This is a genomic window from Polymorphum gilvum SL003B-26A1 (assembly GCF_000192745.1).
Lineage (GTDB): Bacteria > Pseudomonadota > Alphaproteobacteria > Rhizobiales > Stappiaceae > Polymorphum > Polymorphum gilvum.
The window spans coordinates 39138-53423 of sequence record NC_015259.1 but is presented as its reverse complement, the minus strand read 5'-3'; the positions used below and the strand labels follow the sequence as shown (position 1 = coordinate 53423).

Below are 14286 nucleotides of genomic sequence, written 5' to 3'. Positions count from 1 at the left end.
GAAACCGACACGGCCGTCGACGACCCTGCCGGCGTGCTTGCCAAGGCGCCGCCGGCATCCTATCGGGTCTTCGAAGCGGCCGGACGACGCAAGGCGGCGGCCGACCGGCCGTTGACGACCTTCGGGGTGACATGGACCAGATCACCGCCATTCTCGACCGCCTGCTGGCCCTGCATCCGCGCCAGATCGACCTGTCGCTGGAGCGCATGCACCGCCTGCTCGCCGCCCTCGGACACCCGGAACGCCGACTGCCGCCGACGATCCACGTCGCCGGCACCAACGGCAAGGGCTCGGTGACCGCCACCATGCGCGCCATCCTGGAGGCATCCGGCCGGCGTTGCCACGTCTACACCTCGCCGCACCTGGTCGCCTTCAACGAGCGCATCCGTCTCGGCGACGGCGGTCGCCTGGTTTCCGATCCGCGCCTGATCGCCGCCCTCGATGTCTGCGAGGAGGCCAACGCCGGCAACGAGATCACCTTCTTCGAGATCACCACGGCCGCCGCCCTGCTGCTGTTCGCCGAGGAGCCGGCCGATGTGCTGCTGCTGGAGGTTGGCCTCGGTGGCCGGCTTGACGCCACCAATGTCGTCGATGCGCCGCTGTGCTCGGTGCTGACTGCCATTTCGCTCGACCACGAGAAGTTCCTCGGCAACACCCTCGCCGAGATCGCCGCCGAGAAGGCGGCGATCCTCAAGCCCGGCTGCCCGGTCGTGGTGGCGCCGCAGGAGGACGAGGCGATGGCCGTCATCGAGCGCGCCGCCGTCCGCACCCGCTCGCCGCTCGCCCGCTTCGGCCAGGAGTTCGTCGCCTATGCCGACCGCGGCCGGCTGGTGTTCGAGGACGACGACGGCCTGTCCGACCTGCCGCTGCCGGTGCTGCCCGGCGCCCACCAGGTCGTCAACGCCGGGGTTGCCGTCGCCGCGCTCAAGGCGGCCGGCCTGTGGCCGGGCGAGGCCGACGCGGCCAGGGGCCTGAAGGCGGTTTACTGGCCCGGACGGCTGCAGGCCCTCACCCACGGCCCTGTGGTCGACAAATGTCCGCCGGGTGCCGAGGTCTGGCTCGACGGCGGCCACAATCCGGGCGCCGCGCTCACCGTCGCCGCCTACATGGGCGATCTGGAAGAGCGCAGTCCGCGCCGGCTCTATCTGGTCACCGGCATGTTGACCACCAAGGATCCGGTCGGCTTCTTCCGTGCCTTCCACGGTCTCGCCCGTCATGTTGCGACGGTGCCGATCCAGTCGACCAACGCCGCCCGCGATCCCTTCGAACTGGCTGACTTCGCCCGCATCGCCGGGCTGGAGGCGACGCCCTTCGACGGCCTCGACGCCGCGCTCGCCGACATCCGCGCCTGCGCCGCGCGCGACGGCGTGCCTCCGCGCATCCTGATCTGCGGCTCGCTCTACCTGGTCGGCGACACGCTTTCCGCCAACGGCATGGCGCCGCGCTAGAGTATCCAGGCCCGGCTGGTCCGGATCTCGGGCCCGCCCGCTCGCAAGAAGGAACGCACATGTCCGCACAGGGACAGGCCGTCGGGACATGGCATCCGGGACGCATCTGCGTCGCTGCGTCGCTGCTGGCGGTCGCGGCTTTCCTCGTCGGCTTCACCGACAGCTTCGAGACGCCGCCGGAACAGGATCCCGTCGCCGTGCTCGGCCCGCAGGCGAGCGGCGCCACCTACCGCGTTCTGGCGCCGGTGCGCGGCGACGGCTTCCTGCGCCTCTACGACGTCGAGACCGGGTTCGGCCTCATGCGCGTTGCCGGCGACGGCCTGCTGCGCAACCGGCTGAAGGAACTTGCCGCGCTGGCCGCGCTCGACCAGCTCGGCCGCCAGGAGCGTTTCGTCGAGGGGCTGCGTCAGGCAGCGCTGCGGCCGGCCGAATTCGTCTACGGCACGGTGATCGACCCTCTCGCCGCCGCGCGCGGCACCGTCTCCGGCGTCGGCCGGCTGTTCGACCGCATTTCCTCGGGCGTCGGCAGGGCGGTCACCGGCGACGTCGGCTCGCCGGGCGAAATCGCCCGCGGCCTGACCGGCCAGGCGCGGGCGCGCCGGCAGCTCGCCGTCGAGCTCGGCGTCGATCCCTATACCGATTTTGCGCCGCTATCGGCCCGGCTGGACGAGGCCTCCGCCGTCTCCGCCGCCGGCAGCCTGACGGTGACCGCGCTTTTGGCGCTGATCCCGGCCGGTCTGGCCGCGCCGCGGCCCGAGGCTGCGCTGACGCCGCTGACCGAGCGCATTCTCGACAGCAGCCGCGACGAGCTGGAGCGCCGCACGGCGGCCGATCTCGCCGGCCTCGGGATTCCGGGCCCGGTCGTCGCGGCGCTGGCCGCCAACCGACACTACACACCGATGGAGCGCGCCGTCCTCGCGGATCGCTTGCAGGCGCTCGCCGGCGTCGACGGCCTGACGCTGCTCGCCGAACATATGGCCGGGGTGGAAACGCGCGAGGAGGCCTGGTTCCAGCTTCGCCGCGCCGTCATGCTGGCGCAGGACCACGAGGCTCGGCCGCTCGCCGAAATCCGCCACATTGCCGGCTTTCCGGTCGGCCTGGCGGCGGACGGCGGCGCTGCGCTGGTGTTTCCGCTCGACATGGTTGCCTGGACGGCGTCCTCGGCCCGCGCCCTGCAGGCGCTCAACGAGGGTCTCGCCGCGATCGGCATTCCGGGCAAGGACATCGCCTTCGTCGTCAGCGGCGAGATCACGCCGCTCGCCGCCGAGCGGCTCGCTGCCAACGGCTGGCGGTTGCAGCCGGGAACGCCGCTGCCGGACGGGTCTCCGGTCGACTGAGCCTCACGTGAGCCTCATCGCGGTGCCGATCCGCCGACGCCGGCCTCCCAGCCGAGGATGGCCCGCTTGCGCGTCAGGCCCCAGTGATAGCCGCACAGCGCGCCGCCGCGTCCGAGCACCCGGTGGCAGGGAACCACGAAGGAGATCGGGTTGCGGCCGACCGCCGTGCCGACCGCCCGCGCCGCGCTGGGCCGGCCGAGGCGCCGGGCGATGTCGGAATAGGTCGTCGCCCGCCCGAGCGGGATCGCCAGCAGCGTCTGCCAGACCCGGATCTCGAAGTCGGTGCCGATCAGCACGACCTTGAGCGGCGTGTCCGGTTGCCAGGCTTGCGGGTCGAAGATGCGCGCCGCCAGCGGCGCTGTCGCCTCCGCATCCTCGACATAGTCGGCCGCCGGCCAGCGCGCGCTCATGTCCTCCAGCGCCACCGCCTCCTCGCCCGAATCGGCGAAGGCGAGCCCGGCGAGGCCGCGGTCGGTGGCCATCAGCAGCGCCGTGCCGAACGGCGAGGGATGGAAGCCGTAGCGGATGGTCAGCCCGGCCCCGCGCGTGCGGTAGGCGCCCGGCGTCATCGCCTCGTGGGTGACGAACAGATCGTGCAGCCGCCCCGGTCCGGACAGGCCGACCTCGTAGGAGGTGTCGAGCACGCTCGCCGCCTCGCGCAGCAGCGCACGGGCGTGGTCGAGCGTGATCGCCTGCAGGAACTGCTTCGGCGTCAGCCCGGCCCAGCGCGAGAACACCCGCTGCAGCTGGATCGGCTGCACGCCGGTCTCGCGTGCCAGCGTCTCCAGGCTCGGCTGCTCGCGCCAGGTCAGCGTGATGCGCTCCAGCGTCCGGCGCACGACGGCATAGTCCTCCGCCGCGGCCGTCCCCGTGTCGAGGGCGGGCCGGGCCTGGGCGGTCTGGTTGGTCTGGGCGGGATCAACGCTGAGGGTCATGGCTCGGTCCGCTCGTGCTGGAATGGGCGCTCGAAGCTCCGTCGACCCTAGTCGCGTCCGTCCGCCCGCACCACCCGATACGCGAGCGGACCCGGTCGCCGTGGCGGCGTCAGTCAAGCCCCTCGAACAGCGCCGTCGACAGGTAGCGCTCGGCGAAGGACGGGATGATCACCACGATGGTCTTGCCGGCCATCTCCGGCCGCTGGCCGAGGCGGACCGCCGCCGTCATCGCCGCGCCCGACGAGATGCCGACCGGGATGCCCTCCAGCCGCGCCATCTCGCGCGCCATGGCGAAGGCCTCGTCGTTGCTCACCGTCGCCACCTCGTCGTAGGCTGCGGTGTCCAGCACGCCGGGCACGAAGCCGGCGCCGATGCCCTGGATCTTGTGCGGTCCCGGCGCGCCGCCGGACAGCACCGGGCTGTCGGTCGGCTCGACCGCGACCACGTGCAGGCCCGGCTTGCGGGTCTTCAGCACCTGGCTGACGCCGGTGATGGTGCCACCCGTGCCGATTCCGGCGACGAACGCGTCGACCGCGCCGCCGGTGTCGGTCCAGATTTCCTCGGCCGTGGTGCGGCGGTGGATCTCCGGGTTGGCCGGGTTCTCGAACTGCTGCGGCATCACCGCGCCGGGGATCTCCGCCACCAGGTCCTGCGCCCGCGCGATCGCGCCCTTCATGCCCTTGGCGCCGTCGGTCAGCTCCAGCTCGGCGCCGAGGATCTTGAACATCTTGCGCCGCTCCACCGACATGGTCTCCGGCATCACCAGGATCAGTCGGTAGCCCTTGGCGGCGGCGACGAAGGCGAGCGCGATGCCGGTGTTGCCCGATGTCGGCTCGACCAGCGTCGAGCGGCCCGGCGCGATCATGCCGTCGCGCTCCATCGCCTCGATCATGGCGACGCCGATGCGGTCCTTGACGCTGGCGAGCGGGTTGAAGAATTCGAGCTTGGCCAGGATCGTCGCCGTCACGCCGTGGCGTTCGGCGAGCCGGTCCAGCCGCACCAGCGGCGTGTCGCCGATGGTGTCCGTGATCGAGCCATAGATCCGGCCCCGGCCGGGCGTCTTGTCGCTCATGTCGGTCTCCCTTGGGATCTGTGCGGCGCCGCCGCCGCCGTTTCTGGTGTTCGCAGCCTAGGGTCAAACGCGCCGCGAGGCGAGGCCGCGTTGCGCGGGAATCGGCCCCGGCAGGAAAACCCGCCCCGCTTCGGGGCGCTGTAGGCGCAAAGGAATTGCGCTTCAGCGCGTGCCGGTCGAGCCGAAGCCGCCGGTCCCGCGCGCCGTGTCGTCGAGGCTGTCGGCCTCGGCGAGCGTCGCCCGGGTCACCGGCGCGATCACCATCTGGGCGATGCGCATGCCGCGCTCGATCGTGAACGGATCGTCGCCGAGGTTGATCAGGATGACCTTCACCTCGCCGCGGTAGTCGGCGTCGACCGTGCCCGGCGTGTTGAGCACGGTGACGCCGTGGCGGGCGGCCAGGCCCGAGCGCGGCCGCACCTGGCCCTCGTGGCCGCCGGGCAGCGCCATCGCCAGGCCCGTTGGCACCAGCGCGCGCGCGCCTGGGGCCAAAACCAGCGGCGCCTCGACCGCCGCCATCAGGTCGAAGCCGGCCGCGTCCGCGCTCTGGTAGGCCGGCAGCGGCAGGTCGGCGCCGTGGGGCAGGCGCATCAGGGTCACGGGCACGCGCATGGATCCTCCGTCGAACGGCGTGAGGGGGCGGCCCCACGCTGCGGGCGCCCCGTACCGGCCCCGTGCATAGAATGAATCGGCCGGAAGGGGAAACCGGTTTTGGCGCTCGAAGCCGCACTGTTTCGCGACGCTGAACGAACCGTCCCGCAGCCCGCGGTTTTCTTTGCCCGCGTCGAACCATATCTTCAGGTTGATCGCACCGTCCGTCCGTCGACCGCGCCACAGGGCGCGGCCCGTCCGTCCGCAGGGAGACTGCCATGACCGCCGACCCCGACCGGCTCGTTCCGCCGCTCTTCCTCGCCCACGGTTCGCCCATGCTGGCCATAACCGACATGCCCGCTCGCCGCTTCCTCGGCGACCTCGGGCGCAGCCTGCCGCGGCCGCGCGGCATCGTCATCCTGTCGCCGCACTGGGAGACCGACGGCCTGCGCGTCTCCGCGCCCGGCCCGCTGCGCACCATCCACGACTTCGGCAACTTTCCGCGCGCCCTGTTCGAGATCCAGTATCCGGCCAGCGCCCCGCGCGACCTGGTGGCAGAGGTCGTCGGCTTGTTCGACCAGGCCGGTCTGAACCCGCGCCTCGACGACGGTTGGGGCCTCGATCACGGCGCCTGGGTGCCGCTCTCGCTGCTCTATCCCGATGCCGACGTCCCCGTCGTCGCCGTGTCCCTGCCGCTGCAGGCCGGCCCGCGCGATGTCCTGGCGCTGGGCCGGGCGCTCGAACCGCTGACGCGCCGCGGCGTCCTCGTCGTCGGCTCGGGCAGCACCACCCACAACCTGCGCACCCTGCAGCCGTCGGGAACGCCCACGGCCGGCTGGGCGCAGGACTTCGACCGCTGGCTGGAGGAGGGTATTGCCGCCGGCGACGTCGACCGTCTGGCGCGGCTCGACGACGCGCCGCACTTCCGCCTCGCCCATCCGACCGAGGAGCACCTGCTGCCTGTGTTCTTCCCGCTCGGGGCCGCCGGCGCGGACGCGGCCGGCGAGCTGCTGCACCGCAGCTACGACCGCGGTACGCTCAGCATGACCTATTATCGTTTTGTCGTCCCCGAAACCGTGTCCTGACCCTTTCCTGAGCGTAGAAATCAGAATTCATCCTGCAATTTCGCGGTGGAAAGATGACCTCTTTTCGCCGATTATTATTCCGTTTCGATTTGTGTGCTGAGGGAGAACAGCGCCATGGATTCGAATACGGGAAACAAGGCCGGGTTGACGCGTCGCGAGATCGTGATTGCTGCCGGGTCCGGCCTCGCTCTCGCCGCCCTCGGCGGACCGGCCGCCGCGGCGGCGACGCGGATCTCGGCCACCGCGCAGCGCAAATGCGCGACCTGCGAGTTCTGGGGCGGCAGCCGGACTGTCTCCGCCGACCGCAAGTGGGTCGAGGCCTCCGGTACCGGCACCTGCAACAACCCCGCCAGTCCGGCCTATCGCAAGAAGACCCGCCCCGACCAGGGCGCACCGGTCTGGCAGCGTTGGTCCAGGCTCGGCTGAGCGATGCGCATCCCGGGCGCCTGGGCGCTCGCCGTTGCCGTTGCTGCGGCCCTCGCGGCGGCGCCGGTCCTTGCCCAGGATGTCGGGCCTGATCCCTGGCCGGAGGAAGTTGCGGCGGCCGACTTCTTCCGCCTCGCCACGCCTGCTACGGCGCTGGTGGTCGACATCCGCCTCGCCGGCGAGCGTCCGGCGCTGCCCGATCTTGGCGCCGTCGCCGCCGAGCAGGTGCCGTGGCCGACGGGCGATTCGATGCACGAGCGGGAGATCGCAAGGCCGGCCTTCTTCGCCCGCCTGCGTGCCCTGGCGGCCGGCAACCCCGCCCGTCGACTGGTTCTCGTCTGCGGCGTCGGCGCACGTTCGCGCGCTGTCCTCGACGCGGCGGCCGGTTTCGGCCTGCGTGGCCGCCTCAGCCATATCCTGGGTGGGCTGGAGGGCAATCGCGCCGATCCGGGCCTTCTGGCCGAGGCCGCGTTCCGCGTCCCCTGACCGGCTCCGAGCGGTTCCAGGAAAGGGATACCGAAGGCTACTGGCCAACCTCTTTTTCGTCATCCCGCACGCAGCGAAGCGGAGATGCGGGATCGGTGCGCCGGGGCGTCGCCGTTATCGTCTGGTTGACATGGATGGGCTTGGAGCGCTCCGCTGCCCGGATCGGCTCCGGGCAGGCTTCGGCTCATGTCTCGCGCCTGGCGAGGCATGAGATCGTAGCAAGGTCACCCTTGCCATCAGGCTGTGCCGCTTTTTCCGGTTCGGAAACGGACAAGACAAGATGCGCAGGCCGTTCGCCGTTTTCTGGAAACGCTGCGCCGCTCTAGGGGGCGAAATGCGCTGCGATCCGCTCGATCAGGCGGCGGGCGACCTCAGCCTTGTCCATCAGCGGCCAGTCCTCGACGCCGTCCTTCGATACGATGCGCACCGTGTTGGCGTTGCCGCCCATGACGCCGGTCTCCGGGCTGACGTCGTTGGCGACGATCCAGTCGGCGCCCTTGCGGGCGAGCTTCGCCTGCGCATTGGCGATCAGGTTCTCGGTCTCGGCGGCGAAGCCGACCACCAGCTTCGGCCGCGCCGGGCCCAGCTGGCCGACGGTTGCCAGGATGTCGGGGTTCTCGACCAGGGCGAGAGCGGGGGGAAGGCCCGAGCCGTCCTTCTTGATCTTCTCCGTGCCTTCTCGGGCGACACGCCAGTCGGCGACGGCGGCGGCCATGATCGCCGCATCTGCCGGCAGCGCGCGCTCGACGGCGGCCAGCATGGCACTCGCCGTCTCGACATGGATCGTGGTCACCCCGGCCGGATCGGCCAGCGTGACCGGACCGCTGACCAGTGTCACGCGGGCGCCGGCGGCGGCCGCGGCGGCCGCGATGGCGTGGCCCTGCTTGCCCGACGAGCGGTTGGCGATGTAGCGCACCGGGTCGATCGGCTCGTGCGTCGGCCCCGAGGTGATCAGGATATGGCGCCCGGCCAGCGGTTTCGCCGCCGGCGCGAGCAGTGCCGCCGCACGGTCGGCGATCTCCGTCGGCTCGGCCATCCGGCCGACGCCGGCCTCGCCGCTTTCGGCCATCTCGCCGGCATTCGGGCCGATGAAGGCGATGCCGTCGGCCGCCAGCGTCGCCGCGTTGCGCCGGGTCGCCGGGTGGCGCCACATGGCCGGGTTCATCGCCGGTGCCAGCAGCACCGGACGGTCGGTGGCCAGCAGCACCGTGCTGGCCAGGTCGTTGGCCAGTCCGTGCGCCATCTTGGCCATCAGGTCGGCGGTCGCCGGCGCCACCACGATCAGGTTGGCCTCGCGCGCCAGCCGAATATGGCCGACGTCGTGCTCGTCCTCGCGGTCGAACAGGTCGGTGAACACCCGATCCGCGCTCAGCGCGCCGGCGGCGAGCGGCGTCACGAACTGCTGCGCCGCCGCCGTCATCACCACCCGCACCCGCGCGCCGCGCTCGCGCAGCCGGCGGATCAGGTCGAGCGCCTTGTAGGCCGCGATGCCGCCGCCGATGATCAGGAGGATGCGTTTGTCGACCAGCATCGGCTCGGCTCCGGTGGGGGCGGTCAGCTTCCGGCCCTGAAATCGCGCGGCGCCGGATTGACCATCTGCGCGCCCGATCCGGTCACCTCGTAGACGGCAAGCCCGCGCTCGCTCTCGCCGTTGGGCAGGAAGCGGAACACGCCGTCGATGCCGAGGAAGCCGTCGCGGTTGGTCAGCACCGGGTCGGAGAACCGCTGCGCGCCGGCCGAGCGGACCAGGCCGGCGGCCAGGATCGTGCCGTCGTAGGCGAGGGAGGAGTTGCGCGGCGGCGGGCTGCCGTAGGCGGCCTGGTAGCGCGCGGCCAGCTGCTCGAAGCCGGCCTTGTCCGGGCCGGGGAACCAGCTGCCGGTCAGCATCGGGCTGGTCAGCACCTGCTGCGATTCCCACTGGCCGCTGCCCAGCAGCTTGACGGTGCCGAGGTTCGCCCCCTGCGCGGTCAGCGCCTGCGCCACGAAGGCCGGCACGCCGCCGCCGGCGGGGATAAACAGGGCGTCGACCTGGCTCATCGCGCTCGCCAGGCTGGCGGTCTTGGCCTGCAGGTCGGCGGTGTCGGTGCCGGAGAGCTTGTAGCGCTGGATCGACACGATCCGCCCGCCCGCGCGACCGACCTCCTGGCGGAACGCCGCCTCCGCGACCGCGCCGTAGGCGTCGTCGGGCAAGAGGGCTGCGAAGGACCGACGGTTCTGCCGTGCCGCATGGCTGACGATGCGCTTGACGTCGCCGGCCGGCAGGAAGCTCAGCAGGTACACCCCGCGCGAAGCGACCGAGGTGTCGGTCGAGAAGGCGACGATCGGCACGCCCGACGAGCGGGCGACGGAGGCGGCGCCCGATACCGCCGGCGCGAACACCGGCCCGAGCAAGAGTTCGGCTCCCTCGGCGATCGCCGCCTGGGCCGCGGCCCGGCCGCCGTCGGCGGTGCCGGCGGTGTCCTTGATCAGGATCTGGATGTCGGCGCCCTGGAAATCGTTCAGTGCCAGTTGTGCCGAATTGCGGAACACGGTGGCGATCGACGTCGCGCTGCCGCCTGCGCTCAGCGGCAGCAGCAGGCCGACCCGCACCGAGCCGGTGCCGATCGTCTCGCCGGTCACGGCCGGCGTGGTGTCTGCCGGCCCGATGGCCCCGCCCGGCAGGGTGCCGAGGTTGGAGCCCATGCAGCCGGCGACAAGACCGGCGCCCAGGAGGGCGACCGCCAGGCGTTTCGCCTTGCCGGCCCAGGTCGAACGAGCGGCAACGGTGATATGATGCAATTCGGCCTCCTCGCATCCACGTTCGAAAACCATTACGAAGTCATGGCTTCCCTGTCCAGTTTCACGAGGGCCGGACGCAGGGAGGCCGGATCGCCGGGCGCGACGGTGCGGCGGCCGCTCATGCCGGCCGCTGGTTGCGGTCGGCCAGTTGGAGAAGACGCATGACCCTCGCCGACGGCGCTCCCGCGCGCCGCTACATCCTGGCCGGGCACGCCTGCGCCGCGCCGCCGCTCGAGCCGGCGCTCTATGTCGTGTCGACGCCGATCGGCAATCTCGGCGACATCACCGTGCGCGCGCTGGAGACCCTCGCCGCTGCCGACCTGATCTGCTGCGAGGACACCCGCGTCACCGCGACGCTAACCCTGCGCTTCGGTCTGGCGGCGCCGCTGATGGCCTATCACGAGCACAATGCCGAGCGGCAGCGGCCGAAGATCCTCGCCGCCCTGGCCGAGGGGCGCACCGTCGCGCTGGTCAGCGACGCCGGCACGCCGCTTGTCTCCGATCCCGGCTACCGGCTGGTGCGCGCGGTGCTCGAGGCCGGCCACCGCGTCGTGCCGGTGCCGGGCGCTTCCGCGCCGCTGGCGGCGCTGGTCGCCTCGGGACTGCCGTCCGACACTGTGCTGTTCGCCGGCTTCCTGCCCCAGAAGGGCGGCCCGCGCGCCCGCCGCCTGGCCGAACTGGCCGCGGTGCCGGCGACGCTGGTGCTGTTCGAATCGCCCCACCGCCTTGCCGCCTCGCTGGCAGCCATGGCGGGTGCCCTCGGCGCCCGCGAGGCCGTCGTCGCCCGCGAGCTGACCAAGCGCTTCGAGGAGTTCCGTCGCGGGACGCTCGCCGAGCTCGCAGCCCATTTCGCCGAACATCCGCCGAAGGGCGAGATCGTCGTTCTGGTCGCCCCGGCCGCCGAGGCGGCGCACGAGGCGTCGGAGGAAGACGCCGAGGCCCTGCTGCGCGTCGCCCTGGCCGACATGCCGGTCGCTGCGGCAGCCAAGGATGTCGCCCGCCGCACCGGCCTCGATCGCAAGGACCTCTACCAGATGGCCCTCGCCATCAAGGGCGGCGGCGGAGAGGAGGAGCCGTGAGCCAGCCGCCCGCCGGCCCCGATCTGGACCGCCGTCGTGCCTACCGGCTCGGCCTCGGCGCCGAGACCCTGGCCGCCTGGGCGCTGCGCCTGAAGGGCTGGCGCATTCTCGCCCGCCGCTTCAAGGCCGGCCCCGGCGAGATCGATCTGGTCGCCCGCAAGGGCAACATCGTCGCCTTCGTCGAGGTCAAGGCCCGCCGCAGCCGCGATGCGGCGCTGGAAGCGATCACCCCGGCAAGCCGCCGGCGCATCGTGCGCGCGGCAAAGGTCTTCGTCGCCCGCCACCCGAAAGCCGTCTTCCACACCCTGCGCTTCGATGTCGTGCTCGTCGTACCGGGACGCTGGCCCGAGCACATCGAGGATGCCTTTCCCGACACCGACTGAGTCGGAGCGCGCGCCGGTCCGGAGAGAAGTAGGAGCAAAGCAGGACGGAATCAGGACGGTCTGCGGTTCTGGACAAAGCCGGTCCGGCGCCGCATATGATGCGCTCTTCGATCACCCCAGCGCGTTCGCGCGCCCCGCCGGGAGGTGCTTCCATGACGCTCAAGGTCGCGGTCCAGATGGACCATATCTCGTCCATCAACATCGCCGGCGACAGCGCCTTCGCGCTCATGCTGGAGGCGCAGGCGCGCGGACACGCGCTGTTCCACTACACGCCAGACCGCCTCGCCCTGGTCGGCGGCAGCGTCTTCGCGCGCCTTGAGCCGGTCCAGGTCCGCGACGAAAAAGGCAATCATTTCAGTCTTGGAGAGGCGCGCAGGACCGATCTGGCCGAGATCGACGTGATCCTCATGCGCCAGGATCCGCCCTTCGACATGGCCTATGTCGCGGCCACCCACCTGTTGGAAAAGATCCATCCGGCGACCCTGGTGGTCAACGATCCGCTGCACGTGCGCAACGCGCCGGAGAAGCTGTTCGTCACCGAATTCGCTGACCTGATGCCGCCGACGCTGATCACCCGCGACCGCGCCGAGATCGACGCCTTCCGCGCCGAGCACCGCGACATCGTCATGAAGCCGCTGTTCGGCCACGGCGGCGCCGCCGTCTTCCGCATTACCGAGGACGACCTAAACTACGGCTCTCTCTACGATTTCTTCGCCGCAACGTTCCGCGAACCGTGGGTCATCCAGCGTTTCCTGCCCAATGTCCGGCACGGCGACAAGCGCATCCTGCTGGTCGACGGCGAGTTCGCCGGTGCCGTCAACCGCGTCCCCGCCCCCGGCGACCTGCGCTCCAACATGGTTCGTGGCGGCTCGCCGGCGGAGTCCGAGCTGAGCGACCGCGAGCGCGCGATCTGCGCGCGCCTCGGCCCAGCCCTGCGTGAAAAAGGCCTTATTCTCGTTGGGATTGACGTCATCGACGGCTATCTGACGGAGATCAACGTCACCGCACCGACCGGCATACGCGCGGTCAGGCGCCTCGGCGGCCCGGACATCGCCGCCCGGGTCTGGGAGGTGATCGAGGCGAAACGCCGCGGCTAGGCCATCGCCAGCAGGACGAGCGCCATGGCGACCATGGCGGCGTCCTCGGTCAGGGTGACGGTCGACAGTGGCACGGCGAGCACGTTGCCCATGCACGGACAGTCGATGTCCAGTCCGCGCCGCAGCGCCGACACGACGCCGAGCGCGCCGAAGCCGAACAGCGCGATCGTCGCAGCATAGGTGGCCGTCGGCACCGCGAAGGCGAGATAGGCGAGCGCCAGCGCCAGTTCCAGGAACGGGTAGACGTAGCCGTAGAAGGGCACCCGGCGCGCCAGCAGGTCGTACATGGCGAAGCCGTCCTTGAACCCCTCCAGGTCGAACAGCTTCAGCAGCGAAAAAATCAGCAGAAACAAGCCCATGTAGCCGTGCATCAGGCCGCGCAGGGTGAGGTCGCCGAAGCCCGCCGACAGCGCCAGCGCCCCGAGCGCCGTGACGATGACCAGGCACAGCAGCGGCCAGTAGTCCTCGATCGCCGAGCCCCGGTTGTCGACCCGCACGTGATGGCCGTTGGTCATGGAAACCCTCCCGCGGTTCGCGTCGTCGGTCCTGCCGGTTTCTGCCGGTCAACGCGATGCGGCCGTTGCGGTTCCCTCGGTCGCGGGTCCGGCGGGGAGCGACTGACGGTCCCGCCGCTCTGCTGGTCCGCTCACGGTCCGCTTCGGCCTATGTCAGCGCCAGCACCCGCGCCGGTCCGCCGGTGCCGCCCCTGTGCTTCGGCGCGCCGACGATCAGCGTCGCGCCGCTGGCCGGTAGGGCGTCGAGGTTGGCGATGCACTCGATGCCCCAGCGGTTGGACGGCAGCCAGGCGTAATGGACGGCGAAATCCTTCGACATGCCGTAGTCGAGCGACAGCGTGTCGACCGCGATGCCGATCACGCCGGCCTCCTCCATCAGCATCTGCACCGCCTCGACGTGGAAGCCGGGGAAGTGCATCGTCCCGTCGCCGTCGGCGTTGCGGAATTTTTCCGTCGCGACATGCCTGTCCCAGCCCGAGTTCATCGCCACGCAGGCGCCTTCGGGGATTGCGCCATGGGCGGCGATCCAGGCCTTCAGGTCGTCCGGTGTCACCTGCGTGTCGGCGCTCTCGGCCGCCTTCGCGCGGATGTCGACGATGCACAGCGGCGCCACCAGGTTGGCGACCGGGATTTCCGCCACCGACTGGCCGTCGGCGGAGAAATGCAGCGGCGCGTCGACATGGGTGCCGGTGTGCTCGTTGACCCTGAGTTCGTAGAGGTTGAAGCCGTCCTTGGCGAAGTCGAACTGCTTGTCGACGAAGAACTGCTCGGCGCCGAAATAGGTCGGGAACGCCTGCGACAGCTCGTGCGTCATGTCGGTCACCGTGCGCGGCGCCTGCGCCATCGCCGGAAACGTCCCTGTCGTCGCCGCCACCGCCGCCGTTCCGGCCGCCGCGGCCCGGAACAGGTCGCGGCGGGACAGCATCCTCGATTTCACCGCAGTCATCACGCAGACGTCGCACATGGCAAGGATCCCCGTATCTGGAAGGCCAACCTGTCTTTTTTGACAGCATGATCCCGAACTGGGCGCTTCGCAAGAGCCTGCGTGTTCCCT

15 protein-coding genes are annotated in these 14286 nt (G+C 71.1%); 8 read left to right on the top strand and 7 right to left on the bottom strand.

What is annotated here, in order from left to right:
• Positions 1-131 precede the first annotated feature (131 nt).
• Together SL003B_RS00250 and SL003B_RS00245 are read left to right on the top strand one after the other, a co-directional pair.
• Positions 132-1448 carry a bifunctional folylpolyglutamate synthase/dihydrofolate synthase gene (locus tag SL003B_RS00250; protein ID WP_013650811.1) on the top strand — a complete coding sequence of 439 codons (1317 nt, stop codon included), beginning with the start codon at positions 132-134 and terminating at the stop codon, positions 1446-1448.
• 59 nt (positions 1449-1507) lie between these two features.
• The gene (locus SL003B_RS00245; RefSeq protein ID WP_013650810.1) at positions 1508-2785 is read left to right on the top strand and encodes a hypothetical protein; all 1278 of its coding nucleotides are present in this window, start codon (positions 1508-1510) and stop codon (positions 2783-2785) included.
• Positions 2786-2799: 14 nt separating this feature from the next.
• On the opposite strand, the gene SL003B_RS00240 is transcribed toward SL003B_RS00245, so the two are convergent.
• The 3 genes from SL003B_RS00240 to dut all read right to left on the bottom strand — a co-directional run bounded on the left by SL003B_RS00240 (position 2800) and on the right by dut (position 5404).
• Complete coding sequence (locus SL003B_RS00240) at positions 2800-3720, bottom strand: methylated-DNA--[protein]-cysteine S-methyltransferase (protein ID WP_013650809.1); 921 nt, start codon at positions 3718-3720, stop codon at positions 2800-2802.
• Positions 3721-3829: 109 nt separating this feature from the next.
• The gene (gene cysK, locus SL003B_RS00235; RefSeq protein WP_013650808.1) at positions 3830-4792 is read right to left on the bottom strand and encodes a cysteine synthase A; all 963 of its coding nucleotides are present in this window, start codon (positions 4790-4792) and stop codon (positions 3830-3832) included.
• A gap of 162 nt (positions 4793-4954) precedes the next feature.
• Complete coding sequence (dut, locus tag SL003B_RS00230; RefSeq protein WP_013650807.1) at positions 4955-5404, bottom strand: dUTP diphosphatase; 450 nt, start codon at positions 5402-5404, stop codon at positions 4955-4957.
• Between the two features lie 257 nt (positions 5405-5661).
• Here dut and SL003B_RS00225 point away from each other — a divergent pair, with 257 nt between their 5' ends.
• The 3 genes from SL003B_RS00225 to SL003B_RS00215 all read left to right on the top strand — a co-directional run bounded on the left by SL003B_RS00225 (position 5662) and on the right by SL003B_RS00215 (position 7380).
• Complete coding sequence (locus SL003B_RS00225; protein WP_013650806.1) at positions 5662-6468, top strand: dioxygenase family protein; 807 nt, start codon at positions 5662-5664, stop codon at positions 6466-6468.
• A 114-nt stretch (positions 6469-6582) separates the two neighbouring features.
• On the top strand, positions 6583-6894 hold the full coding sequence (locus tag SL003B_RS00220; RefSeq protein WP_013650805.1) for a hypothetical protein: 312 nt from the start codon (positions 6583-6585) through the stop codon (positions 6892-6894).
• Between the two features lie 3 nt (positions 6895-6897).
• The gene (locus tag SL003B_RS00215) at positions 6898-7380 is read left to right on the top strand and encodes a rhodanese-like domain-containing protein (protein WP_013650804.1); all 483 of its coding nucleotides are present in this window, start codon (positions 6898-6900) and stop codon (positions 7378-7380) included.
• 322 nt (positions 7381-7702) lie between these two features.
• On the opposite strand, the gene coaBC is transcribed toward SL003B_RS00215, so the two are convergent.
• Positions 7703-8911, bottom strand: a complete 1209-nt coding sequence (gene coaBC, locus SL003B_RS00210; protein ID WP_013650803.1) for a bifunctional phosphopantothenoylcysteine decarboxylase/phosphopantothenate--cysteine ligase CoaBC — start codon at positions 8909-8911, stop codon at positions 7703-7705.
• A 23-nt stretch (positions 8912-8934) separates the two neighbouring features.
• A complete protein-coding gene (locus SL003B_RS00205; protein ID WP_242390304.1) occupies positions 8935-10158 on the bottom strand; it encodes a penicillin-binding protein activator in 1224 nt (407 codons plus the stop codon).
• Positions 10159-10319: 161 nt separating this feature from the next.
• On the opposite strand from SL003B_RS00205, the gene rsmI reads away from it, so the two are divergent.
• The 3 genes from rsmI (at position 10320) to gshB (ending at position 12717) form a co-directional block, all read left to right on the top strand.
• Positions 10320-11237, top strand: a complete 918-nt coding sequence (gene rsmI, locus SL003B_RS00200) for a 16S rRNA (cytidine(1402)-2'-O)-methyltransferase (protein ID WP_013650801.1) — start codon at positions 10320-10322, stop codon at positions 11235-11237.
• Positions 11234-11620, top strand: a complete 387-nt coding sequence (locus SL003B_RS00195) for a YraN family protein (RefSeq protein ID WP_013650800.1) — start codon at positions 11234-11236, stop codon at positions 11618-11620. The genes rsmI and SL003B_RS00195 overlap by 4 nt, the downstream gene beginning before the upstream one ends.
• 152 nt (positions 11621-11772) lie before the next feature.
• Positions 11773-12717 carry a glutathione synthase gene (gshB, locus tag SL003B_RS00190; RefSeq protein WP_013650799.1) on the top strand — a complete coding sequence of 315 codons (945 nt, stop codon included), beginning with the start codon at positions 11773-11775 and terminating at the stop codon, positions 12715-12717.
• Here gshB and SL003B_RS00185 read toward each other — a convergent pair.
• Both SL003B_RS00185 and SL003B_RS00180 read right to left on the bottom strand, forming a co-directional pair.
• A complete protein-coding gene (locus SL003B_RS00185; RefSeq protein ID WP_013650798.1) occupies positions 12714-13232 on the bottom strand; it encodes a MauE/DoxX family redox-associated membrane protein in 519 nt (172 codons plus the stop codon). The two genes, gshB and SL003B_RS00185, sit on opposite strands and share 4 nt — an antisense overlap.
• A 148-nt stretch (positions 13233-13380) precedes the next feature.
• On the bottom strand, positions 13381-14196 hold the full coding sequence (locus SL003B_RS00180) for a cyclase family protein (protein ID WP_013650797.1): 816 nt from the start codon (positions 14194-14196) through the stop codon (positions 13381-13383).
• Positions 14197-14286 lie beyond the last annotated feature (90 nt).